18 protein-coding genes, 1 tRNA gene and 1 pseudogene are annotated in these 24461 nt (G+C 44.1%); 5 read left to right on the forward strand and 15 right to left on the reverse strand.

All coding sequences use genetic code 11. From position 1 onward, the window contains the following. Positions 1 to 11: 11 nt before the first annotated feature. A pseudogene (locus RAH45_RS09195) lies at positions 12 to 656 on the reverse strand (heme-binding protein). 284 nt (positions 657 to 940) lie between these two features. Here RAH45_RS09195 and tgt point away from each other — a divergent pair. Continuing rightward, positions 941 to 2092 carry a tRNA guanosine(34) transglycosylase Tgt gene (gene tgt / locus RAH45_RS09200; protein ID WP_068404557.1) on the forward strand — a complete coding sequence of 384 codons (1152 nt, stop codon included), beginning with the start codon at positions 941 to 943 and terminating at the stop codon, positions 2090 to 2092. Positions 2093 to 2242: 150 nt separating this feature from the next. Here tgt and RAH45_RS09205 read toward each other — a convergent pair whose 3' ends face one another. From RAH45_RS09205 to rimO, 12 genes are all read right to left on the reverse strand, one after another. Beyond that, on the reverse strand, positions 2243 to 3595 hold the full coding sequence (locus RAH45_RS09205; protein WP_068404559.1) for a sodium-dependent transporter: 1353 nt from the start codon (positions 3593 to 3595) through the stop codon (positions 2243 to 2245). Between the two features lie 307 nt (positions 3596 to 3902). Then, positions 3903 to 4682 carry an acyl-ACP--UDP-N-acetylglucosamine O-acyltransferase gene (lpxA, locus tag RAH45_RS09210; protein WP_068404561.1) on the reverse strand — a complete coding sequence of 260 codons (780 nt, stop codon included), beginning with the start codon at positions 4680 to 4682 and terminating at the stop codon, positions 3903 to 3905. A gap of 257 nt (positions 4683 to 4939) precedes the next feature. Continuing rightward, positions 4940 to 5449, reverse strand: a complete 510-nt coding sequence (gene fabZ / locus RAH45_RS09215; RefSeq protein ID WP_193032362.1) for a 3-hydroxyacyl-ACP dehydratase FabZ — start codon at positions 5447 to 5449, stop codon at positions 4940 to 4942. Positions 5450 to 5575: 126 nt separating this feature from the next. Next, positions 5576 to 6592: a UDP-3-O-(3-hydroxymyristoyl)glucosamine N-acyltransferase gene (gene lpxD, locus RAH45_RS09220; RefSeq protein ID WP_193032363.1), complete on the reverse strand. Its 1017-nt coding sequence runs from the start codon at positions 6590 to 6592 to the stop codon at positions 5576 to 5578. Positions 6593 to 6752: 160 nt separating this feature from the next. Then, positions 6753 to 9185: an outer membrane protein assembly factor BamA gene (bamA, locus tag RAH45_RS09225; protein WP_193032364.1), complete on the reverse strand. Its 2433-nt coding sequence runs from the start codon at positions 9183 to 9185 to the stop codon at positions 6753 to 6755. Positions 9186 to 9449: 264 nt separating this feature from the next. After that, positions 9450 to 10826, reverse strand: a complete 1377-nt coding sequence (gene rseP, locus RAH45_RS09230; protein ID WP_306495203.1) for an RIP metalloprotease RseP — start codon at positions 10824 to 10826, stop codon at positions 9450 to 9452. A gap of 59 nt (positions 10827 to 10885) precedes the next feature. Further along, positions 10886 to 12094, reverse strand: coding sequence for a 1-deoxy-D-xylulose-5-phosphate reductoisomerase (gene ispC, locus RAH45_RS09235; protein WP_193032366.1), 1209 nt, complete (start codon positions 12092 to 12094; stop codon positions 10886 to 10888). 171 nt (positions 12095 to 12265) lie between these two features. Continuing rightward, positions 12266 to 13075 carry a phosphatidate cytidylyltransferase gene (locus RAH45_RS09240; RefSeq protein ID WP_193032367.1) on the reverse strand — a complete coding sequence of 270 codons (810 nt, stop codon included), beginning with the start codon at positions 13073 to 13075 and terminating at the stop codon, positions 12266 to 12268. Between the two features lie 183 nt (positions 13076 to 13258). Further along, positions 13259 to 14017: a polyprenyl diphosphate synthase gene (uppS, locus tag RAH45_RS09245; protein ID WP_306495204.1), complete on the reverse strand. Its 759-nt coding sequence runs from the start codon at positions 14015 to 14017 to the stop codon at positions 13259 to 13261. A gap of 273 nt (positions 14018 to 14290) precedes the next feature. Next, positions 14291 to 14845 carry a ribosome recycling factor gene (gene frr, locus RAH45_RS09250; RefSeq protein WP_068404574.1) on the reverse strand — a complete coding sequence of 185 codons (555 nt, stop codon included), beginning with the start codon at positions 14843 to 14845 and terminating at the stop codon, positions 14291 to 14293. Between the two features lie 150 nt (positions 14846 to 14995). Then, on the reverse strand, positions 14996 to 15721 hold the full coding sequence (gene pyrH / locus RAH45_RS09255; RefSeq protein ID WP_068404576.1) for a UMP kinase: 726 nt from the start codon (positions 15719 to 15721) through the stop codon (positions 14996 to 14998). Positions 15722 to 15927: 206 nt separating this feature from the next. Continuing rightward, positions 15928 to 17550: a 30S ribosomal protein S12 methylthiotransferase RimO gene (rimO, locus tag RAH45_RS09260; protein WP_068404578.1), complete on the reverse strand. Its 1623-nt coding sequence runs from the start codon at positions 17548 to 17550 to the stop codon at positions 15928 to 15930. 135 nt (positions 17551 to 17685) lie between these two features. On the opposite strand from rimO, the gene RAH45_RS09265 reads away from it, so the two are divergent. The 3 genes from RAH45_RS09265 to RAH45_RS09275 all read left to right on the forward strand — a co-directional run bounded on the left by RAH45_RS09265 (position 17686) and on the right by RAH45_RS09275 (position 21094). Beyond that, positions 17686 to 19038 (forward strand): two-component system sensor histidine kinase NtrB, encoded by a 1353-nt coding sequence (locus tag RAH45_RS09265; RefSeq protein WP_191689711.1) that lies wholly within the window; start codon positions 17686 to 17688, stop codon positions 19036 to 19038. 104 nt (positions 19039 to 19142) lie between these two features. Beyond that, entirely contained in the window at positions 19143 to 20789 is a 1647-nt protein-coding gene (locus RAH45_RS09270) for a sigma 54-interacting transcriptional regulator (protein WP_068404582.1), read from the forward strand. A gap of 220 nt (positions 20790 to 21009) precedes the next feature. Then, positions 21010 to 21094, forward strand: a tRNA-Leu gene (locus RAH45_RS09275). Positions 21095 to 21176: 82 nt separating this feature from the next. On the opposite strand, the gene RAH45_RS09280 is transcribed toward RAH45_RS09275, so the two are convergent. Next, entirely contained in the window at positions 21177 to 22199 is a 1023-nt protein-coding gene (locus RAH45_RS09280; RefSeq protein ID WP_068404586.1) for a serine/threonine-protein kinase, read from the reverse strand. A 96-nt stretch (positions 22200 to 22295) separates the two neighbouring features. Here RAH45_RS09280 and RAH45_RS09285 point away from each other — a divergent pair, with 96 nt between their 5' ends. After that, positions 22296 to 23261 carry an ATP-binding protein gene (locus tag RAH45_RS09285; RefSeq protein ID WP_082894271.1) on the forward strand — a complete coding sequence of 322 codons (966 nt, stop codon included), beginning with the start codon at positions 22296 to 22298 and terminating at the stop codon, positions 23259 to 23261. Between the two features lie 13 nt (positions 23262 to 23274). Here the strand turns inward: RAH45_RS09285 and RAH45_RS09290 are convergent, their stop codons facing one another. Next, a complete protein-coding gene (locus tag RAH45_RS09290; RefSeq protein WP_306495205.1) occupies positions 23275 to 24396 on the reverse strand; it encodes a ribonuclease Z in 1122 nt (373 codons plus the stop codon). Between the last annotated feature and the right edge of the window lie 65 nt (positions 24397 to 24461).

Below are 24461 nucleotides of genomic sequence, written 5' to 3' on the forward strand. Positions count from 1 at the left end.
TTAATAATGAATCATTTAGGCTGATAAGCAATCATTATTTCATTGCGGCGCATAAATGGCAGCGTCCAAGGTGGATTATAACGCGCCAGCTCAGGCTTACCTGTGATGGTTAAATTTTGCCCTTGCATCCAAGATTGTAGCTCTTTAGTTTTTGCCGCGACCTTTTCAGTACCCGCCAATCCTGAAAATTTAATAACGCCATAAGTTTGCGCTGGAACTTCTACAATTTCGATATTCGGATTATTGGGTTTTGGCAGCGTTTGCAGCGTATATCGGCTTGGCATGGTAAATTGCACGCGCCATTTGTCTTTAGTTTGTTAAATGCTGACTGGCGCAGTCATACTAATTTTACGACTCTTGCCATTTGCGGCGCTATTATTGCCAAAGATATAATCTGCTAGAATCTTAAATCCTGCACGGCTGGCGGCATCTTGGTCGCCCGTTACCCAAGTCTGTGCCATTAACTGCTCATCGTAACGACGCAGCTCAAAGTCTTCAGTCTGTTTTAGTACAGTATATTTTGGCTCTTCGGTTGCCATAGCTGCTCCTGATAGTAATAATGCGCTCGTTAGTAACAGTCCATTTAATAGGGCTTTATTTGATAAGTCATTATTCAATAGCAAGCGAATCGATGACAAATAAATTGCTTTATCCATATCCTCTCTCCGCTATATACATTTAGCACTTAACATTTATTTGATTTATAGTAGCTACTCTTCTAATTTAGCAATGACTTGGCAAGAATGTCTGTATTTTTTGGTTATAGCATGCCAATTAATAAGCGATTAATGTCCCGTTTAATTGTTAGCATGCTTAGGCTATTTTATAAACGCTCTCCTTCTCTAAACCAATTGTCAGCCGCTTAAATATCCATGTCCAAAAAAATGCTTAACAATGTTATAATTAGCGCCATTTTCATAGCTTAAATAGCGGTTATCTTATGCAATTTGTCTTACACAAAACGGCCAGCGGTATCACGCGCGCACGCCGTGGTACGGTTCATCTCAATCATGGCGATGTGCAAACGCCTGCTTTTATGCCAGTGGGTACTTATGGTACCGTAAAAGGCATGCTGCCACGTGATATCGAAGCGATTGGCGCTGATATTATCTTGGGCAATACTTTCCATTTATGGCTGCGTCCGGGCACTGATATCATTGATAAATTTGGTGGTCTGCATAAATTTATGCATTGGGATAAGCCTATTCTCACCGATTCGGGTGGTTTCCAAGTATTCAGTCTTGGGGCCATGCGTAAAATCACCGAAGAAGGCGTGACTTTTAAATCGCCTATCGATGGCGCAAAAGTATTTTTATCGCCAGAAAAATCGATGCAAATTCAATATAGCTTAAACTCAGACATCGTGATGCAGTTCGATGAGTGCACGCCCTATCCTGCCACTCATGAAGAAGCCAAAAAATCTTTAGAGTTGTCACTACGCTGGGGCCAGCGCTGTGTCAATGAACATAAGAAGCTTGGCAGTACCAATGCTTTATTTGGCATTATCCAAGGCAGTATGTATGCCGATTTGCGTCAGCAATCGCTCGAAGGTCTGCTTGAGATTGGCTTTGATGGTTATGCCATCGGCGGTTTGTCGGTTGGCGAACCAAAAGAAGAGATGATAGAGGTTTTAGATTATATCGCTGATGATATGCCGGCTGATAAGCCGCGCTATTTGATGGGCGTTGGTAAGCCTGAAGACCTTGTTGAAGGGGTACGCCGCGGCGTCGATATGTTCGATTGCGTGATGCCAACTCGCAACGCCCGTAATGGTCATTACTTTGTCACCGGTGACGCTGAGAACGCCGGCATTATACGCATACGTAATAGCCAGTATCGTACTGATGAAGGGCCATTAGACCCTGAATGCGACTGCTATACCTGCCAAAACTTTAGTCGTGCTTATTTATCACATCTGAATAAATGTAAAGAGATGCTAGGGGCGCAACTGGCGACCATTCATAACTTGCGTTACTATCAGCGTTTGATGCAAGGTATCAGAGACGCGATTGAACAAGATAAATTTGATGAGTTTGTGCATGAGTTTTATAGTAAACGCGGTCAAAGCGTTCCTGAACTCAATTTACGTTAACCATTTTTAGAGTTATTTTATCTGCGTAAGCTGCTTTAAGCTAAAGGCATTAAAATGGAAAAGGGCTTAAGATTAATCTTAAGCCCTTTTTATTAGCTAATAATCAATACCGCCTAGAATTATAAGTACGTATTAATCATAGTTAATCTATTAGCTCATCAAAGTGGTCACGAAGACAATCAGTACAGCAATAGGCGCGACAAATTTAGCAATGATTTGCCATAATTGCCAGGTGCCATTAGACAATCCAAGCTCTTGCTGAATGCTACGCTGATCCATTTTCCAACCGACAAAGATAATCGCGGCAAGACCGGTTAAAGGTAACATGAATTTACTGGTTAATTTGTCCAAAGCATCAAAAATACCATTACCCATGATGGTAAAGTCGCTCCATAGATTAAATGACAACAAAGCTGCGATACCTAATAACCAAACCGCGATACTGGCGACGATGGTCGATACCGTACGGCTCATTGGCGTACGCTCTTCTAACAGCTCAACCGTTGGCTCAAGCAGTGAGATTGATGACGTCACAGCGGCAAAGGTAATCAATAAGAAGAATAAAGTACCAATGATGGCACCGGCGCCCATACTACCAAAAGCAATAGGCAAACTGACAAAGATAAGACCAGGACCAGAAGCAGGATCAAGACCGTTGTTAAAGATAATTGGGAAAATAGCCAAACCAGCGGCTAAAGCAATGACAGTGTCTAGAATAACAACGGTACGCGCCGTGCTTAATAGATTGACATCACGACCCAAATAAGAGCCATAAGCAACCATGATGCCCATACCGATAGATAAGGTAAAGAAAGCATGACCAAGCGCCGCTAGCATCACATCGCCATTTAACTTACTAAGGTCTGGCGCAAACAGGTAGTTCACCGCTTCGCCAAAACCGCCGTTCATGACGTTGTAACCAACAATCACGAATAAAATCACACCCAGTAAAGGCATAAGCACTTTGGCCGTGTTCTCAATACCTTTGGTGACACCAACACCGACGATTAAAGCGGTGATTGCCATGAAAACCGTATGCCAAATTGTCAAGGTGCCAGCTGACGCCAACATCGCATCAAAGGTTGCCGCTACAGAGTCACCGTCTTGTCCGGCAAAGCTGCCTGAGCCAACTTTGGTGATGTAATTAAGCGCCCAACCACCGATGACACTATAAAACGATAAGATTAAAAAGCCACCTAAAATACCAGTCGCACCGACAATACCCCAACTGCGTGATTTACCTTCGCTTGCGGCGACATCAGAAAACGTATTGATAGGGTTTTTTTGCCCACGGCGACCAATCAGCCATTCTGCAACCAAAATTGGAAAACCAATCAGAGCAAGACAAAATAAATAGGCGATAACAAAAGCGGAACCACCACTCTCCCCAACCATATAAGGGAACTTCCAAATATTTCCTAAACCAACTGCCGATCCTACTGCTGCTAGTACGAAGCCAAAACTTGAGCTCCACTGAGCATGTTCTTGTTTATTAATAGCCATTTTGCCTTCCTCGTGCTTCAATTACTGTTGCTTATAATCTTCCTTGATTATCATAAATCGCTCTTAATGACTGAGACTCATTTAACCAGCTTGTCAATGTGACGCACTTAGCAACATTATGAAAGAATTGTTTACAATATCGTAAACGCCCAGTTTCTGCTAAGCGACCAAAAAAGTCAAGTAGCGATAAATATAAAAAGCCATAACTAATAGTTATGGCTTTTTATATTTATCGAGATAATTTGTCAAAGTATATTATTTTGAAAATCGAGCTATCACAGTATTTTTATAATTAGTAAAACTATGTTTAGCGAACCACACCGCGGCGGCTTTTTTGTAGCGAATCTATTAGCAGGGCGATTTTTGGCTCTGTTGGTAATAGCTCTGTTTTTAAAATCTCAAGCGCTTGAGCCGTTGTTAGACCTGATCGGTAGATAACACGATACGCTTGGCGCAATACATCAATCGTCTCTTTAGACCAGTCTTTACGGCGCATACCTTCGACATTTAGCCCGTGGGCTTTAGCAGGATTACCTGAAACCATGGTAAAAGCAGCGACGTCTTTTAAAATTAGGCTGGCGCCGCCAACCAAACTGTAATCATCAATGGTACAAAACTGATGAATACCTGAGTTGCCGCCAATAATTGTATGATTACCGATAGTCACATGCCCTGCCACCCCGACATTATTAGCCAATACATTATGATCGCCGATTAAGCAATCATGGGCCACATGGGTATTGACCATCAAAAGATTGTGACTGCCAATCTTCGTTAAGCCGCCGTCTTGCTCAGTGCCACGGTGCAAGCTACAAGCCTCGCGAATGGTATTATGATCGCCAATCTCAAGCCACGTACGTTCGCCAGCGTATTTCAAATCCTGCGGGTCTTCCCCAATACTGGCGAATTGATAAAACTGATTGTACTGCCCAATACGCGTCAGTCTTGCTACGACCACGTGCCGATGCAAAACCGTATGGGCGCCAATAGAAACTTCATCACCGACAATACAATAAGGACCAATGATGGCAGTCTCATCAATGTTAGCGGACGGTGAGATGAGTGCTGTTGGATGAATCTGACTCATAATATGGACCTTTGTATCATCTGATGCGAATAAATGGTAAAACAAGTAAAGCAAGCTTAGGGTAAATAATCAACCTGATACTGGTTCTGGTTAAAACTGGTTAAAAAGACAACGACGCCTAAAAGCATAACGATTTTTAAAAGTGGCAATCTAGGTAAAATACCGAGATAAATTTCTAGATTTCTACTAACAATTATCTAAAGGCGAAAGATTTAGCCAATCTTATAAACTTGCCATACGTTAGCGTTCATCGTATTTTATTGTCCCTGACGGGCAATCATAATTTGGGCACTAGCAGCAAGCTCATCTTCGACATGGACGGTACAATCAAACTTATAAATACCCTGCTTTTGCATCACGGTTTTTGCACGGATAATCAGCTGGTCACCAGGGATAACACGGCGTTTAAAGCGCACTTTATCCACCCCTGCAAACAAATACAAATAACCATCTTCTGCCGTCAATCCGGCACTGATAAACCCAAGGACGCCCGATACTTGCGCCATCGACTCTACCATCAATACACCCGGCATGATGGGCTGATCGGGAAAGTGTCCATTAAAAAACTCTTCATTAATGGTCACGTTTTTGATCGCTGTAATGCATTCGCCAGGGCTGCACGATATGACTTTATCTACCAGCAAAAACGGATAACGATGCGGCAGATAGTGCTTCAATGTATGATAGGTTAATGGCAGTGTTAAGCCTTGTTCTGCTAAGCTTTTGATGTCTTCATCACTTGGGCTATCAATAACAGTCGTACTCATAATGGCGCTTCCTTGCTATATACTAAGCAGTGCTTTGTGTTTAAGCATTGCTGTGTTTTTAAATTTTATAAATAATTGAATGTCTTATTCATTAAGCATTCATTGTCATGCATTAATCGCGCTAGGCTAATCGCGACCAAGCTGGCGAAAACGTACCGCCGCACGGCGCCAATTGGCGGTTGGCATGGCCGCTGTTCCAGAAGAATATGAGCCAGCCTTGGTAATAGATTTGGTTACCATAGTCATGCCAGATAAGGTAACATCATCCGCAATCTCAATATGACCAGTAATGCCAACAGCACCGCCGATAATACAGCGCTTGCCAATAGTGGTACTACCGGCAATGCCAGTTTGCGCTGCGATGGCAGTACCATCACCGATACGGACGTTATGGGCAACTTGTACAAGATTGTCAATAATAACATGATTGCCAATCACCGTATCGTCAATTGCACCACGATCGATACAGGTTTGGCTACCTATACGTACATCATCGCCAATTACCACGCGTCCTAATTGAGCAATACGCTCCCAGCCGGTAACACTAGGATTACTCGTAGGTGCAAAGCCGAAGCCTTCTGACCCTATGCTAACGCCAGCATGCAATCTTACACGATTACCAAGCACACAATCATGCCCGATGACCACTTGTGACTTGAGCACACAATCGGTACCAATACTGCTGTTCGCCTCAATGACCACGTGCGCATCGAGCACACTGCGATCACCAATTTGTACGCCTTCGCCAATCATACAAAAAGGCCCAACAGTCACTTGGTTGCCAATAACAGCGCTTTCCGCTATCACAGCACTCGGATGAATACCTTTAAACAAGGCCGTACGGGCAAATAGTTGACTGGCACTGGCATAAGCCAAATAAGGCGCGGCAACGATTAAGGCAACCGTATTCTGTGCCACTTTGCCTTGATGCTCTGAGGTAGTTAACACAGCCCCCGCCTGACTGGTTGCCAGACTAGGCAGATAATGTGGGTTGGCCAAAAAGCTTAATTGCTTCAAATTGGCGGTGGTTAAATTACCAATACCCTCTAATTTTAGACACAACTGCTCAGCGCTAAGGTCGTCCTTGTTAAGAACAGGCTGACGCTGCTCAATGCGAGTGATAAGTTGCTCAATCGTTATCATAGTTGCTATTGGTATAATTAAAATTAGTATTGATATGAATAAGTGGGTCGCCAAGTTGAGATATCAGCTTGGCGACCTATTAATTTTTAACTGCGGACTAGTTTACTTAGCTGCATAAATAAACAAAAACAATTAAACCGCTGCATTTAACTTTATCGGACTAAAAAGTATTACCGATTTGGAACTGAACTTTTTCAGTCTCATCGCCTTCTTTGTCACCGATAGGCACAGCATAACTGAGCGAGATCGGACCAATTGGCGTATACCAAGTGACACCTAAACCCGCACTAAAGCGGAATTTATTATCTTGAGTTAATAGTGGAACACCGGTATCTCTATCTGGATTTGTCGTATCTGGATCAATAAAGGTACGATCTTCTTTATCTGTGGTATCAAATACTTGACCACCTTCGGCAAACAGTACTGGACGTACTTGGTCTGCCCAATCGCCTTTAAATGGCATCGGTAAAATCAGTTCGGTACCAAAAGTGACTAGCGCATTACCACCAATTTCCTCGTCTTTATTTTCTGTAGTACCATTAATCGCATTGTAGTAACTTTCAGATTTAGGTCCAAGTGTTGAGGCTTCATAGCCACGTACTGAACCATAACCCCCAGCGTAGAAGTTTTCATAAAATGGCAAATCATTACCGTAGCCAAGCTTGGTATAACCACGCGCCACCCAATCTTTATAAATCGGATAGTAGATATTGCCACGATAAACAAGTTTTTGATAACTTTCATCGCCAAAGCCAATGGTTGCATCGATGGTATGGCTCATGCCTTTATTGGGGAATACGGGGCGATCTAGCGTACTGTAATCCCAGCCTAGTAATAAGTTATAGGTCTGATAATCGTTTTTAAAGCCGGTGCGACCCGAGAATTCATTATCATCATTGATAAATTTTTCGAATGAACCACCACCATCAATAATCTGCTGCACGTTTGAGACGCCAAGACGGCTACCAGCACGTACGGTGGTCTTATCAACGTTTAAGCCTGCGCTCACACGTTTGGTTTCATCAACAGGATAGCTGTAGTTGAGCGTGGCACCATAAGCGTCAGTGACATAGTTACTAACGTTTCTGTCGTCGTATTTGGTTTCGCGATAATATGCGCTGACACCTTGCGACACACCGTTTTCGGTAAAGTACGGATCGGTATAACCTAAACTGTAAGAATCACGCGTTTCAGAACGTGATAGCGCTGCTTTCACGCGGTTACCCGTACCCATAAAGTTATTTTGGGTTAAATCCAACTGGAAGGTCACACCGCCACTTTGCGAGTAACCAGCAGCAATCGTTGAGCTGCCAGAAGGCTGCTCTTCGACCGTATAGCTGACATCAACTTGATCTGGCTGGTTTGGCACAGGCTTCACATCAACGTTGACCGCCTTAAAGAAACCGGTACGCATCAAACGAGTACGCGATAGCTGAATTTTATCATTAGAGGCCAGTGTACCTTCTAACTGACGCATTTCACGGCGCAGCACTTCATCTTGGGTTTTTAAGTTACCCGTAAAGTTGATACGGCGCACATAAATAGGACGCGCAGGATCGATATAATAGTCAATATCGACCACTTTGGTCTCATCATTGATACGCGGTACTGGTCTGATTTGTGCGAGATAATATCCTTCATTACCATAACGGCTCTTCAGTGCAGCAGTGGTCGCATCCAGTTTGGCTTGTGAATATTTTTCATCGGGCGCAAACGTGACCAGCTCTTTTAGCTCAGCGTTATCAAAGGTTGGTTTACCTAAGAAGTTCACCTCGCCAAATTGATACTGCTCGCCTTCGCTAAGACTAACTTCGATAAACACATTGCTTTTATCTTCGCTAATATTAAGAACCGCATTATCGACAGAAAAACGTACATAACCATCGTTTTGATAAAGTGCTTTTAAACTTTCTAGACTGGCCGCCAGCTTTTCTTTAGCATAGCGATCAGACTTAGATAATAAGCGCGTCCACGACGACTCTTTTACCGCAAAAACGTCTTTAATCTGCTCATCACTAAAGTGCTTATTACCAATGATATTGATATCGACGACTTTGGCGGGTTTACCTTCGATAAAGCGCACATCAAGCTTGACGCGATTACCATCTAATAATGTCTGATCGACTTCGATATTGCTATTGTAATAACCTTGACTAATATATTGCTGTTGTAGCTCGTTGGCAACACCTTGCAAGGTCGCTTGCTTTAGCACATCACCCACAGACAAACCAGCGTTACCAAGCCCTTGCTCAAGCCCTTCTTTTGGGATAAGTTTATTGCCTTCAAAGTTGACTTCAGCGATGATAGGACGCTCGACGACATCAAAGCGCAACTTGCCGCCTTCAACACGACTTTGAATATCAGCGAAGTTTTCAGTCGCATATAGTGCCTTAATACTGGCGGCCAAACGACTATCATTAACCGTATCACCCACCGAAATCGGCAAAACTGGATAGAGACTATCAGGAGTTAGGCGTTGTAGACCATTAAAGCCGATATCAGTGACCACAAATTCTGCAGCCTGCACCGGCATACTCATCATTGCTACAACTAACGGCAACCCAGCCGCGCTCATAAATAAAGGCGTACGCATAAACACTATCCGTCAATAAAAAACTTGCTTAAGTTAAGGTAAAAAGCACGTGTTGTCTAGCCCATTTCGCATAAAGTCGAAAAACTTCAGCACGGCAGACTCAGGACACTTTATATAAAACGCATCATAAAATAAACTAAAAAATAAAATTAGTACAGTAGCGGTAATAGAAAACAAGCGCCGTATTACATGAACTGCCTGCGCTGTAGTAGCATGCAAGCATTAAACCATCATGCTTTAGTTAATAAACCGCCGCATTATTTATCAAAATAGCCGACTGATATCATTACCAATTGCTAACACCATGAAACCTGCCAGCAAGAGTAAACCGATATTTAGACCAACCATTTGCACGCCTTCAGACAGAGGTTTACCGCGTATCAGCTCAATAAGATAGTAGACAATATGTCCACCATCTAATACTGGAATGGGCAAAAGATTCAAAACCGCAAGGCTCAAACTGATCAACGCTGCTGTCGATAATACCATTTGCCAGCTAATATCAAAGCTTTGTTTGGCGACTTTCGCAATGGTAATCGGACCTGATAAATTCTCCAAACCTATCATACCAGACAGCATCTTTCCCATTGAGCTGACCGTCATGACGGCTAACTGCTCCGTCTTCTCAAACGACTTAATCAATGACTCACCAGGGTCGTAGACAACGGTGGTTTTGTAGGCGTCAGGAATGACAATTTCAGACTCTGCCACCATAGCACCAATTTGCCCGTAATCGTTACCTAAATTGTCTTTTTTACCTTGCGGCATGATGGATAACTGAACTTGTTTGCTATCACGTAATACAGTGAAATTAAGCAAAGTTTCAGGATTGTCGCGAATGATACGCGTGGCGCTAATCCAGTCGGTAATCTCTTTACCATTAATAGCCGTAATGCGGTCACCAACCTGTAGGCCTTGACGGCTGGCAGCGCCATCGGGCGTTAAATTGCCAACGATTGGTGTGATGTTTGGTTGCCACGGTATCATGCCGAAGCTTGATAACGCATCTTTGCCTTGGGCATCGCCTTGCATAAACTCTTTAATCGGTGCTTGATAGGTTTTGGTGGCGTTACTACCTTTTGCATCAGATTGTAAGGTGACACTGACATTGTCCGTCTCACCCATACGCCCAGCAAGGCGATAGTTAATACCTTCCCACGTCTGCACCTCATGACCATCAATAGCGACAATTTTATCGCCCACAGGTAACTGTGCCATCGCTGCTGGGGTATCGGGCAGCACTTGCCCTATCTTTGTTGCCAATTGCTCTGATGGGGTCATAAATAACACCCAAAATAATGCAATAGCGATGACAAAATTCATAATAGGACCTGCGGCAACCACCGCAATCTTTTTGAGCGGATGCTGACGATTAAACGCTAGATGTAGCTCGTCTGCTGCTACCTCACCTTCACGCTCATCAAGCATTTTGACGTAGCCACCAAGCGGCAGTGCCGAGATACGATAATCGATGCCACTTTTTTTACTGGTCCAACCAAAGAGTTTCGGACCAAAGCCAATAGAGTACGTCAGTACTTTAACGCCGCACAGACGCGCCACGATGTAATGGCCCCACTCATGTAAGGCGATGAGTGGACCTAAGACAAATATTGCCGCAAGTAGCGTTAATAAAAACGTCATGATCTTTTCTCAATATGCTCTTTTAACATCGTTTATCAAATGACTGAATTTTTATAGATTCATGCCAACTTTGCCACTAACGTATCAGTATGCTGACGCGCTATGTTATCAATCGCTAAAATATCTTCAATATCGGCAGTCTCATTTAATACCGCTACTTGTATCTCATCTAGTGCTTGCGCATTAATATCGGCAATATCAGTCAGACGAATCTGCCCATTTAAAAATGCGGCAACTGCAATCTCATTGGCCGCATTTAGTACAATCGTGGCCTGCGTACCCGCTTGCATCGCTTGCCTTGCCAAACGCAAACAGGCAAATTTTTGCAAATCAGGCTCAATAAACTCTAAACCACTTAATGCAAATAAATCTAATGGCTGCGAGCCACTATCGATACGGGCAGGGTAACTGAGGGCATGGGCAATAGGCGTCTTCATATCAGGGCTGCCAAGCTGCGCCAAAAAGCTACCATCACTATATTCTACCATTGAGTGGATGATACTTTGTGGATGAATCACCACATTTATCTTATCCTCCGTTAAATCAAATAAATGACAAGCTTCGATGAGCTCAAGCCCTTTATTCATCATCGTTGCTGAGTCAACCGATATCTTTTGTCCCATTGACCAATTGGGATGTTTAACCGCTTCAGCGACGCTAGCTTGCTGCATTTGCGCAAATGACTGCTGCAAAAAAGGCCCGCCAGACGCGGTCAACCAAAGCTTACGAACGCCATGGTTTGGCTGATGAATTTGGCTACTGTCTTGTTGAATCGCAAAGGGTAAACACTGGAAAATCGCATTGTGTTCTGAATCTAAGGGCAACAAAGTCGCGTGATGCGTTTTAACCGCATTAATCATTACCTTTCCTGCCATGACCAATGCTTCTTTATTCGCCAATAAAATACGCTTGCCTGCACGCGCTGCTGCCAAAGTAGAAGGCAGACCGGCTGCGCCTACGATAGCAGCGACGACGGTATCGGTTTGCGGATCAGTCGCAATATCGACCAACCCTGAAGCACCGCCGACCACGTCGATATTTAAACCAGCGGCACTAAGACGCTGAGCGAAATCATCGACCGCTGCTGTCGGCACACTGACGCGTTTTGGCAAAAACTGTTGGCAAAGCGCGAATAATTTATCTAAACGGTGGTAGCCTGATAAGGCATAAACGTCGTAGTTCTGTGGTTGTGCCGCCAAAATTGCTAACGTGCTATCGCCTATCGAGCCTGTCGCGCCTAGTACGGCGATGCGTTGGGTCATAACCATCTATGCCTATAATACGGTGAAATTAAATGAGAAATAAAGACAATAAATATAAGGTATAAAACCTAATAAGAGGCAGCCTAGTCGCTACCAAATATGTAAGCCCTACCTATTTTATATTTTTAGCCTGATAGTTTTTTATTTTTAGATTTTTTATTCTTAAACTAGTTATTGCTATACGACCATTAAACCGAGCTGCTGTAGCGCCCAAAAGCCAAGCGCAAATATCGGAGTAGCAGATAATAACGAATCAATGCGGTCAAGTACCCCGCCATGCCCTGGCAAAATGGTGCCAGAGTCTTTGACGTCAGCGCGGCGTTTGAGCATAGACTCAAACAAATCGCCGAGTACAGAAGCCAAAATCGTCAGTGCTGACAATGCTACAAAAGCGACTAACGGTAGACCAGTCAACTGTAGTTTAAAGACGCTAATGACAATAACCACGAGCAAACCTGTGACCAAGCCACCTGCTAGCCCTTCCATGCTTTTATTGGGAGAGACGTTTGGCGCCATCTTACGGCGACCGAGCTTACGCCCAACAAAGTAAGCACCACTATCGGCACACCATACCAATAAAAACACATACAGCAGCCACCATGCAGACAGTTGCCATAAGTAGAACATAGCGGTAATGGCAGCGGTTAATATAATAGCGCCCATCCAAGCCATTTTTTTACCGTACCAGTTGATATGAGTAGGAAAGACTCGAACCCAAGACAGTGCCATCAGCCAGATAACTAGTGATGCCACCCACCAAAACAGCCAGGTGACTTTAAACATCAGCGAGACGATGGTCAATGCCAAAACCAACAACACAAACAACGTAGGCTGCTGCCATTTTGGCATCAGTTTGGTCCACTCGTGGGCGGCGATAATGACACCAATCGCTAGCAGCGGTGCAAATAAAATAGGCGTTTGGCTCGCAAACATTGCAATACCAACGATAATAACGAGAACAATTGCCGTCTTAATTCGTTGCCACATACTTATCGAGCCTTATATAACGAAAAATGTTTGGTCAAATCTAGCATAACAGCGCTCTATAATAGCCCATTAAACAGGATTAACGCTAATTAAAGCAGCTTATTATAGACCAAACAAGTGTAATTCAAACCTCGCGGACGACTTAAGCAATTATTTCTACAGCGCTTATTGGCTAAAATTATTTTAAGAAGTCTGCTGCTCTATGACTACTTGCTCGCTGGTTTTGCCAAAGCGGCGTTGGCGCTGAGCAAACTCTGTTATCATTGCAGCAAGCTCGGCTACTTTAAAATCGGGCCACAGGGTTTGGGTAAAAAACAGCTCCGCATAAGCAGATTGCCATAATAGGAAGTTTGACAAACGGTATTCGCCGCCCGTGCGTATCAACATATCAACCGCTGGCGCATCTGCTAATTGCACATATCCGCCAAGCATCTCTTTATTAATGTCTTCTGCGCGCAACTTGCCCGCTTCGACTTGCTGCGCCAACTGCTTAGCAGCATGGGCAATATCCCACTGACCACCGTAGCTAATAGCGATTACCAAGGTCATCGCTTCAAAGTCAGCGGTTTTTGTCTCCGCATCTACCATCAATGCTTGCAAATCTTCACTAAGCTGACTGCGATCACCAATAAAGCGCAAGCGAATGCGATATTTTTGCATGCGCGGTAATTGCTCATTAATCGTTAAGCTCAGCAAATGCATCAATAATGCCACCTCGCTCGGTGGACGTTGCCAATTCTCACTAGAAAAGGCAAAAACGGTTAAGACTTCAATGCCCGTGCTAACGCAATATTCGACAATAGGGTCTAGCGCATCTTTGCCAGCGATATGCCCCTGACCTTTGCCTAAATGATTGATTTTACCGTAACGATTATTGCCATCCATAATGACGGCGATATGCCGCGGGAGAAGAGCGGGAGTTGAAGCATCTGAAATAGACATAGGCTGACTTGCTTGTGGTTTGGGTAAAGTAATGTGACGCGCGTTATCGCCTGTTAAGAAAAATATTGCACATTTAGCAAATGACTTATGAAAAACCTAAACTCAGCAGAAAACGCTTTCATAAAGAGTTTTTAACAAAACAATTACTTAAGAATGGCTTAATTTCTTATACGGCAATAAACAGTCAGTATTTATTTAACACTGACTGTTTTTAGAGAAAAGATAATGCTAAGGTGCCGTTTTTAATCAAAAAAAAAGACGGTTGCCTATCGCCTATACTTCCATCAAGTCGCTTTCTTTTTTGCTCAAGCGGCTATCAATGGTTTCAATATATTTGTCAGTGATTTTTTGGATATCATCACTGGCGCGGCGCTCGTCATCTTCTGAGATTTCTTTTTCTTTTGCCAACTCCTTGATGTCATTCATCATATCGCGGCGGATATTACGGATAGACACGCGGCTATTTTCTGCTTCACTGCGCGCAAGTTTTTGCATATCGCGGCGTGTGTCTTCGGTCAACGCTGGCATCGGTACACGAATGACGTCAGCGGTCATCGGGTTTAAGCCCAAATCTGCTTCGCGAATGGCTTTATCAATCGCTTGCACCATGCTACGCTCAAATGGCTGTACCAGTAAGGTGCGTGAGTCTTCGACGTTGACGCTGGCAACTTGATTCAATGGCGTATCGGCGCCGTAGTAGCTAACCATCACGCCAGATAGCATACCTGGGTGCGCGCGACCAGTACGTACTTTGCTAAAAGTCGTCTCAAGCGCTTCTAAGGTTTTTTGCATGCGTGCTTCGCCGTCTTGCTTAATCTCTTTAATCATCATGTATCCTTATTTATCGCTATCGATAAATCACTCATTATTGTTAGGTATAAAGTTGTTAGGTATAAATCTTATGCAACGATTGATGCTTACAACATCAATGATCTTTATTCATATAATCATTTAGTCATCTATAAAATAAGCGAGCGCTTAATGATAAACGCGCGTGCCTTCATTTTCGCCCATAATGACGTTTAATAGCGCATTAGGCTTGGTCATATCAAATACTTGTAGTGGGACGTTATGCTCGCGGCATAAAGCAATCGCTGTTAAATCCATGACGCCAAGTTTTTGCTCGAGCACTTCATCAAAGGTTAAACCGTCATATTTTTTGGCATCCGCATGGAGGCTTGGGTCTTTATCGTAAACGCCATCTACTTTGGTGGCTTTTAAAATTAAGCCCGCCTCGATTTCGATACCACGCAGGCAAGCGGCGGTATCAGTGGTAAAGAACGGATTGCCCGTGCCCGCGACAAAAATACACACTTCGCCATTTTTAAGATAACGAATGGCATTACGGCTACTATAGCTTTCAGTGACTTCGCCAATTGGCAATGCTGACATCAAACGCGTTTTAATATTACGGCGCTCGAGGGCATCACGCATGGCCAGACCATTCATCACAGTGGCTAGCATGCCCATTTGGTCACCAGTGACACGGCCGACCAAGCCTTCTTGTTGCAACTGGGCACCGCGATACAAGTTACCACCGCCGACGACGATACCGACTTGTACTCCAAGTCCGCGTAAGTGGGCGATAGACAAGCTCATCTTATCGAGCACTTCGGTATCAATCCCCATCTCTTTGCCACCAGCTAAGGCTTCACCAGAAAGTTTTAGCAAGATACGAGAGTAACGCGGGTTTTTGTCAGACATGAGGTCACCTTGTTAGCATGAAATTATAATGAAAATAAGCGGTAAAACACAAATTGCATTGGACTTTAGCTTACCCTTTCAAATTATCCTAAATGGCATAATAAGCGCCAAAAACGATGTCAAATAGGTAAAAAGCCAAATTGCGCTAATTGTAGCAAAAACTGCCCACGATTGGGCAACTTTCACTCGGTTATCGTTGTGGCTCTCTAACCTTTATAACTGGCAAACAAATCATATTCGCTGGCGTCATCGATCGTGACGGTTAGGAACTGTCCAACTTTGACTTGCGCGGTGATATCATCGACATAGACGTGACCGTCAATCTCAGGTGCATCAGCATAACTACGACAAATCGCGATGCCTTCTTCATCATCAATCTCATCGACCAATACCATCAAGGTTTTACCGACTTTTTCTTGCAGCTTTTGTGCCGAAATCTCTTGCTGTAGTGTCATCAAACGCTCATAGCGTTCTTGCTTAACGTCTTCAGGTACATGATTTGGCAAATCATTGGCGACCGCACCTTCGACTTCTGAATACGTAAAAGCACCGACGCGATCAAGGCGCGCCTCGACCAGCCAATCAAGCAAGCACTGAAAATCTTCTTCGGTCTCGCCTGGGAAACCAACGACGAAGGTTGAACGAATAACAATATCAGGGCAAATCTCACGCCACGCTTTGATACGCGCCAAAGTATTTTCGCTATGCGCCGGACGTTTCATCGCTTTTAAAATACTGTGGCTAGCATGTTGGAATGGAATATCAAGATAAGGCAGTAGTTTTTTCTCGCCCATCAGCTCAACCACTTTATCGACATGCGGATAAGGATAAACATAGTGCAGGCGTACCCAAATACCCAAATCATTTAACGCTTGGCATAAGTCATAAAATTTCGACTTTAGCGGCATGCCATTCCAAAAGCTGGTTTTATATTTTAAATCCAGCCCATAAGCAGACGTATCTTGTGAGATAATCAGCAGCTCTTTCACGCCAGCGTTTTTCAGCGCCATTGCTTCATTCATCACGCTATCAATCGGCCGCGAAACCAAATCGCCACGCAAACTTGGAATGATGCAAAAAGTACAGCGATGGTTGCAGCCTTCTGATATTTTAAGGTACGCATAATGACTGGGGGTCAATTTAATCCCCGCCTCATTAATCAAATCTATCTTTGGATCATAGTTGCTATCTATATCGCGCTTGGGTTTGGGCACATGCTGCGAGACGGCAGTAATTACCTCATCATAAGCATGCGCACCGGTAACCGATAGCACAGCTGGGTGCATGGCACGGATTTTATCGGCCTCTTTACCCAAGCAGCCGGTGACAATCACTTTACCGTTTTTGCTAATCGCTTCACCGATGGCGTCCAAGGATTCTTGCACGGCTGACTCAATAAAACCGCAAGTATTAACCACAACCAAGTCTGCGCCTTCATAGTCGCTGGCAACTTGATAACCGTCACGACTAAGCTCGGTGATAATGCGCTCACTATCGACCAGCGCCTTTGGACAACCAAGCGATACAAAGCCAATCTTTGGCGCAGCGTTCACGGGCGCATCAATCGTCGCTGAATTGGCTAACGTCACATCGCTACTTTGCTCAATACTACGGTTTTGATTGTGATTGGCTTTATGGTGGTAAGGCTGGTTAGTGTTTGCTTGACTGACATCTGCCTGACTGCTTTCTTGCGCTATATTTGGCTTTGCAGGATTAAAAATAGTGGCAGTGTTTTTTGGCATAGAAGCTGATGAGGCAGAAGCTGACGATGTAGAAATTGATGAGGTGGTAACAGTCGTATTAAGCGACTCGGTAGAAGTGTTGGGCATGGCTGACCTTGCTAGAGATAAATTGGCTGTGCGCATTGTACGTTTTTTTTGTGATAATCGCCAGTTTTGCCGCGCTAGTGTGTTGATTTATGGTTAAATATTATCCCCAGTATCGCTTAATTTTAGGCATTATCCATGACGGCTGATTTGTCCATTGCCAAACCGAACCCAGATTCGACGTTTATATTACAGCATTTATTTACCGCTATTTTATGCGTTGATGAAGCGCTGACCATTAGGTGGCTAAATGCGCAAGCCGAGCAGCTGCTTGCCATTAGCAGCGGACGTTTGCGAGGTCAATCAATCTTGACCCTGCTTGCGCCCGATGAGTTGACGTTGAAAGACAGTCTTATTAGGAATAATAATCGAGAAGACAAAACTTACTCTTTGACGGAGCGTTTTAGTCAAGCAAAACACTATCAACAGCCGTTTATTGATCATGATCACCTTATACACACCCAGCTAAACGGCGGACTGACGTTATCTGTGGATTATAGCGTGACGCCCGTTAGCGATGAGCAGCAGTCTTATTTTATTATAGAGATATGGGGCAAAGACCGGCAAAGTCGTATTTCAGAAGAACAGCGCCAGCAGCAGCAATATAGCGTCGCCCGTCATATGTTACGCTCGGTCGCCCATGAAATTAAAAATCCATTGGCAGGTATTCGCGGGGCGGCGCAATTATTACAGCGGCAATTTATTAAGTTTAATGAATTTTCTGCTATTGTGAATGAAAATTTGAATGTAGCGGATGAAAATAACCTGACAAAGAATGCGACAAAGCTGCGGAGTTATACCGATATTATCATCTCAGAAACCGATCGTCTGACCCAGTTGATTGGGCAGCTTCTTGGCTCTCATCAATTGCCAAATTGGCAAATGCTCAATATCCATGAACCGCTAGAGCACGTTTTGGCTTTAATCATTCATCAATATCCAGACGTGATGCTACAACGTGATTATGATTTATCGTTACCCGAGTTATGCGCGGATAAAGATCAATTAATCCAAGTGTTTTTAAACCTGATGAATAATGCATGTGAATCGATGACTGAGTTTGAGCAAACGCTGCAACAAAATACGCCAGCCACGTTTGGCAACTTTCCATCAGCTATTGCGCAGAAACACTCTGATATTAATGATAACTATCAACCTAAGCTGCATATCCAAACGCGGGTTGTTTTTCAGCATACCATCGGTAGCTTGCAGCACAAACAAGTCTTGCAAATCACCATTACCGACAACGGCTCAGGGATAGACGACGCATTAATCGGTCAGATATTTTTCCCGATGGTGACCAACCGCGCAGCTGGTACAGGTCTAGGTTTATCCATCGTCCAAGATATCATCAGCCGCCATCATGGTATGATTGACGTTAGCTCAAAGCAAGCGCAAGATTTTAGCGGCAGTTTTAAAAGTCATTATCAGCACAATCAAACCCGCTTTACCCTCTACCTGCCTTTTTCTCAGCCAAGCGCTGACCGTTAAGGCTAAGATTTTATATTCATTTTCCATTTCTCACTGCTTATCAGGCGAAACCCATGACTCAGTATAATGACACAAAATACCTTACGAGCAATGAGCAAATCCCTATGGTCACCGTGGGCAATAATCCTGCTGCTACTCCCGCGACATTGTGGCTTATCGATGATGATGCGGCGCTGCGCTTGGTATTGGCAGATACCTTTGAAGAGGCAGGCTTAACGGTTATTGGCTTTACCCAAGCGCAAGCAGCGTGGACGCGCCTGAACGATATCTTGCAACAGCGCGTATCAGTTGACCAACTGCCAGATGTGATATTGACTGATATTCGTATGCCAATGATGGACGGTCTGTCATTTAGTGATTGGGTACATCAGCATTTTCCTACGCTACCGATTGTCATTATGACCGCGCATTCCGACCTAAGCTCTGCTATTAATAGCTATCAAACTGGCGCGTTTGAATATCTGCCTAAACCCTTTGATTTAGATGAAGCGGTTGCCACAATTTATAAAGCCATTAATTATCAGCCGAATTTAGTAATAGCAAGTCATGCAGATGATCCTGCTCAAAAGACTGTCAAGAAAGCTAAAAAGGAAACCAAAACGACCACCGAACTTAAATCTAAACCTAAACCTAAAAACCCAACAGGTAGCGGTATTAATAACAATCCGAGCGGTATCATCGGTCAATCACAAGCGATGCAAACGGTATTTCGCGCGATTGGACGCTTAGCGCATTCTCCTATTACCGTTTTAATTACTGGTGAATCAGGCACAGGTAAAGAGCTGGTGGCAGGCGCGCTTCATGCGCATTCTCCAAGAGCGCAGCAACCTTTTATCGCGCTGAATATGGCAGCGATACCGCATGACTTGATTGAGTCGGAATTGTTTGGTCACGAAAAAGGCGCTTTTACGGGCGCAACGACGACGCGGCAAGGTCGTTTTGAGCAAGCGGACGGCGGCACGCTATTTTTAGACGAAATCGGCGATATGCCATACAGTACCCAGACGCGACTGCTGCGCGTATTGGCCAACGGTGAGTTTTTTCGCGTCGGCGGACAGCAGCCGGTCAAAGTCAATGTACGCATCATTGCCGCTACCCACCAAAACTTAGAAGAATTGGTCAAACAAGGCAAATTTCGTGAAGATTTATTTTATCGCCTTAATGTGATTCGTATGCCCTTGCCGCCCTTACGGACGCGCCCTGAAGACATTCCTGCATTAGCAAACTACTTTATGCAGCGCGCCGCCAACCAATTAAATAGCGCCGAAAAGCAGCTGCATCCTACCACGCTTCAGATGATGCAATCTTTTGCGTGGCGCGGTAATGTGCGTCAACTTGAAAACGTTTGCCTTTGGCTGACGGTAATGACCACGGGCGACATCGTTATGATTGAGGATTTGCCGCCAGAGCTGCTAGACAATATTACCCCTAATGTAGAGCAACAAAGCAATGCGGCATATCACGTGCATCAAAACATGCAAAACAGCCAGAACAGTCAACTGACCCAAACGAATGATAAGCAAAGCTGGCAGCAAGCGTTGGCTATATGGGCTGAGCAGTCTTTACAAACTGGTGAAACCGATATTTTACAAACCGCAACGCCAGAGTTTGAACGTGTATTGCTTAAAGCTGCTCTCAATCATAGCGGCGGTAAAAAGATAGCCGCCGCCAACTTACTGGGTTGGGGGCGCAATACTTTGACCCGCAAATTACAGCAATTAGAGATTACCGCATCAGAGCAAAATAATTGAAATTAAAACCAGAAATCATTATAAAAAATTCCTATAAATATCAGTATTTTATGAAATACATCGAAAATAATTGCTAAATAATTAAAAAAAATCGCAAATAGGGGTTGCCAAACGATTCAAACTCTATATAATAGCCAACCACTGAGACGCACTACCGAATCAGTTAACTATCTCGATGGCATTTGAATTTAACTGCCTTTGATGATAGAGTAACGAAAATGGGGCTGTGGCGGAATTGGTAGACGCACCAGATTTAGGTTCTGGCGCCGCAAGGTGTGAGAGTTCGAGTCTCTCCAGCCCCACCATTTTCGGATAGTACATCTTAGACCAAATATTAAAGCCTGCTTTTTAGCAGGTTTTTTTGTGTCTAGCATTTAGCGTTCATGATTATAACCTTTCTAAATCCATCACGATTTCTTCCATACTTTGATAACGTTTTTCAATTCTCTTCGCCAACGCTTTATTGATGATACGTTGATAGCGCCTATACTCTAACGGCAATGTTGCAATTGGCTGTTGGCAATGCTGAGTCGCCCATTCTCTTAACGGCGCACCACTCGGATTATCAATCTTAAACGGTCGCTCGCCTGCCAATATTTCATATAGCATTATCCCAAACGCATAAATATCGCTTTGCAGCGTTGCGCCTTGCCCTTGCCAGCGTTCAGGGGCAAGGTAAGCGGGCGTGCCAGCATTATTTTCCGTACTATTTTTCTTATTTATTTGAGTAATACCATTATTAATGGGTTCTGCCAAAGCAAAATCAGTTAATAATAAATTAGGTACGATACCGCCAATAGCCCTATGATTTGGCACGAAAGCATCTAGCAAAATATTACTCGGCTTAATATCATTATGCAGCCAACCTATGTGATGCAAATTGGCAATAAGTTTTGCTGCTTGAATGATTAATTGCTGCTTTTGCTCGGCAGTCAGGCTTTGCCTTAAATAGCGCGCGACACTGCCGTTGGCATAATTTGGCATAACAACAATGGTGAGTGTTTGACTGTTATTTAATACTTGTAGCTGTAAATGATGACTGGCTAATAGCGGCGGCGCGATAGAAGAAAATCTACCCTGATGGTTCGAGAACTGATTGATAGATTTTAGAACGTCGGCCTCATAAGATAAATCAGATCCGTATCGATGAGCATCGGTACTTAATTGCCATTTCATCATGGCCTCACCAAACTGGGGATGCTTGGCGCGTGTTAAACCTTGATATTCAAGCACATTAGTGACACTCTGCTGACTGATACGCTGATGTGTTATCTTATTATACTTCAAGTCCAAGAATGCTATGGTCAATACAGGCAGAATTTGCTGCGCATCCGTTTGCAACGTTTGTTTTGCCAAGTCTTGCTTTGGCTTTGCTTGAATTGCAGCTTGATTACTGGCACTATTTTTCATGATAAGTGCTGCCTCGATGCATGTACTTGATAGATGTAATAGGCAATCTGCCATTTTTATGATTATAAGTAACTAAATTATAAGCGACTATGTATTATGCCCCAATCTACTACGCCTGTTATGAATTACGCCCTACCCGACCATGTATTAAATTTACTTGAGCAGTATTTGCAAGAGCAGGTCACGCCAACTATCGAGATTGATCCTGCCCAGCTTGCTTATCGTTGGGTTGGCGGTCAACAAGGGCACCTGGAGCCGTTGGCAGTGAATTTGTTTTTAAGTTTAGATGACTTGCATGGTATCGATACGCAAAAGGCAAAACTGGTACAAAACACGCGCCAGTTTTTAAAGGGCTATCCTGCCAATCACGTCCTGATGACAGGCACACGCGGCGCTGGCAAGTCATCGCTGATTCGGGCACTGCTACAAGCCTATCATAGCGAAGGGCTACGTATTATCGAAATCGCTCGCGATGACCTGCGGATGCTTGATAAGATACGCGCTGCGATTAATGCGCTACCAGCGGACTGTGATTGCCGTTATGTGGTGTACTGTGATGACTTGGCGTTTAACGGTCAAGATGAAAGTTATCGGACGCTAAAAAGTGTGTTAGACGGCGCACTGGATTCCGAGCAAGACAAGCTACTCGTCTATGCCACCAGTAATCGTCGCCATCTTTTGCCGCAGTTGATGAAAGACAATGTCAATATTTATAACGGTCAGACTGACGAGGTCAACCCTTATGAAACCATTGACGAAACGGTCTCCTTGTCTGATCGCTTTGGCTTATGGTTGTCCTTTCACCCGATGGATCAAAACACGTATTTACATATTGTGCGCCATTATTTATCACTTTCGCCAAACCGCAAGCTAGATAATGCGAATGACGTTAAAGAAAGTAATCATCATGCAGAGGAAAATAATACGCTGCCTGACGTCATTAGAGCAGCGGCGTTACGCTGGGCATCAGAGCGCGGTGGCCGCTCGGGGCGCGTGGCCTATCAATTTAGCCGTTACTGGATAGGACAAATGCAATTAGCAGCTGAGGACAATCAATCTTAAATATGACTATAAGTCATGAATGATTGTCGCGTGCAGAGCCTAGATACTGTACGCGGCTCCCCTCTTCTGCGCTTACTAAGTCAGCTGCGCCATTCACCATATATTGATCAAAGTCAGCGGCTAACCATAGATTGCCTTGATAAGCACTTTGGGCATCCAAGCGGATATGCGCCATATTGGGCGTATCACTATGAGGATTATCAAATCTTTGATAACGGGCGCTAAAATGGGTCAAAATTAAATTTTTAACGCTGTTTTCTTGGGCAAATTGACCGACCGATTGCGCGCTACTGTGCATCGGATCAAAGTCTGGATTTTTTGCCTGAATCTTATTTAACACCTCATGAGTATACGTGGCTTCATGTACCAACAAATCGGCATCGACTACCGCAGCACTTAGGCACTCTGGCGTATCGTTATCGCCCGCCACTATAACCTTTGTGCGCTGACTGTTATTATCGACGTAATCGGCTGAATAAAGCGTGCGTCCGTCTTCGGTCACAACATCTTCGCCTTGCTGCAGCTTGCCCCACAGCGCGCTTGCTGGAATACCATCGGCTGTCAATTTATCAGTATTCAGCGCACGGCGGCTGATAGTTTGGGTGATGGCAAAGCCATAAGAGGCCACGCGATGCGATAAAGGATAAATACCTATCGTCAGCTGATGCTGATTGTCTAGTGTAATCGTTACTTGAGTTTTATTTCCCTCATCTGATTCAGAGAGCAAATCTTCTATCGCCATAAAGTTAATAACAAATGGAAAATATAGCTCTGTCGTCAAAGTTACCGCTTCAAGCAACGTGGCGATTGCTTTTGGCGCAACGATGATTAACGGCTCACGGCGACCTGACATTGCTGTACTCGCTAGTAGCCCTGGCAGACCATAACAATGGTCGCCATGCACATGAGTGATGCAAATTGCTTGGAGCTGATGTAAAGATAACTTAGTATGTAAGAGCTGCTGCTGTGTGCCTTCGCCGCAGTCAACCAACACCCAAGGCCGTGATTTTTTAGATTGAGTCGTGTTTTGGGTGTTTGAGGCATAGGGATTAAGAGACTCAACAGCTAATGCGGTAACATTACGCTGCTTGGTTGGCACGCCCGCTGAGGTGCCCAAAAAGGTAAGCTTTAACATAGGCAAACTCTTTATCTAAATACTTTTTATAGCGACGTTCTTATAGTGATGTTTTTATAAAGACG

It is taken from the genome of Psychrobacter sp. van23A (assembly GCF_030845275.1).
GTDB lineage: Bacteria > Pseudomonadota > Gammaproteobacteria > Pseudomonadales > Moraxellaceae > Psychrobacter > Psychrobacter faecalis.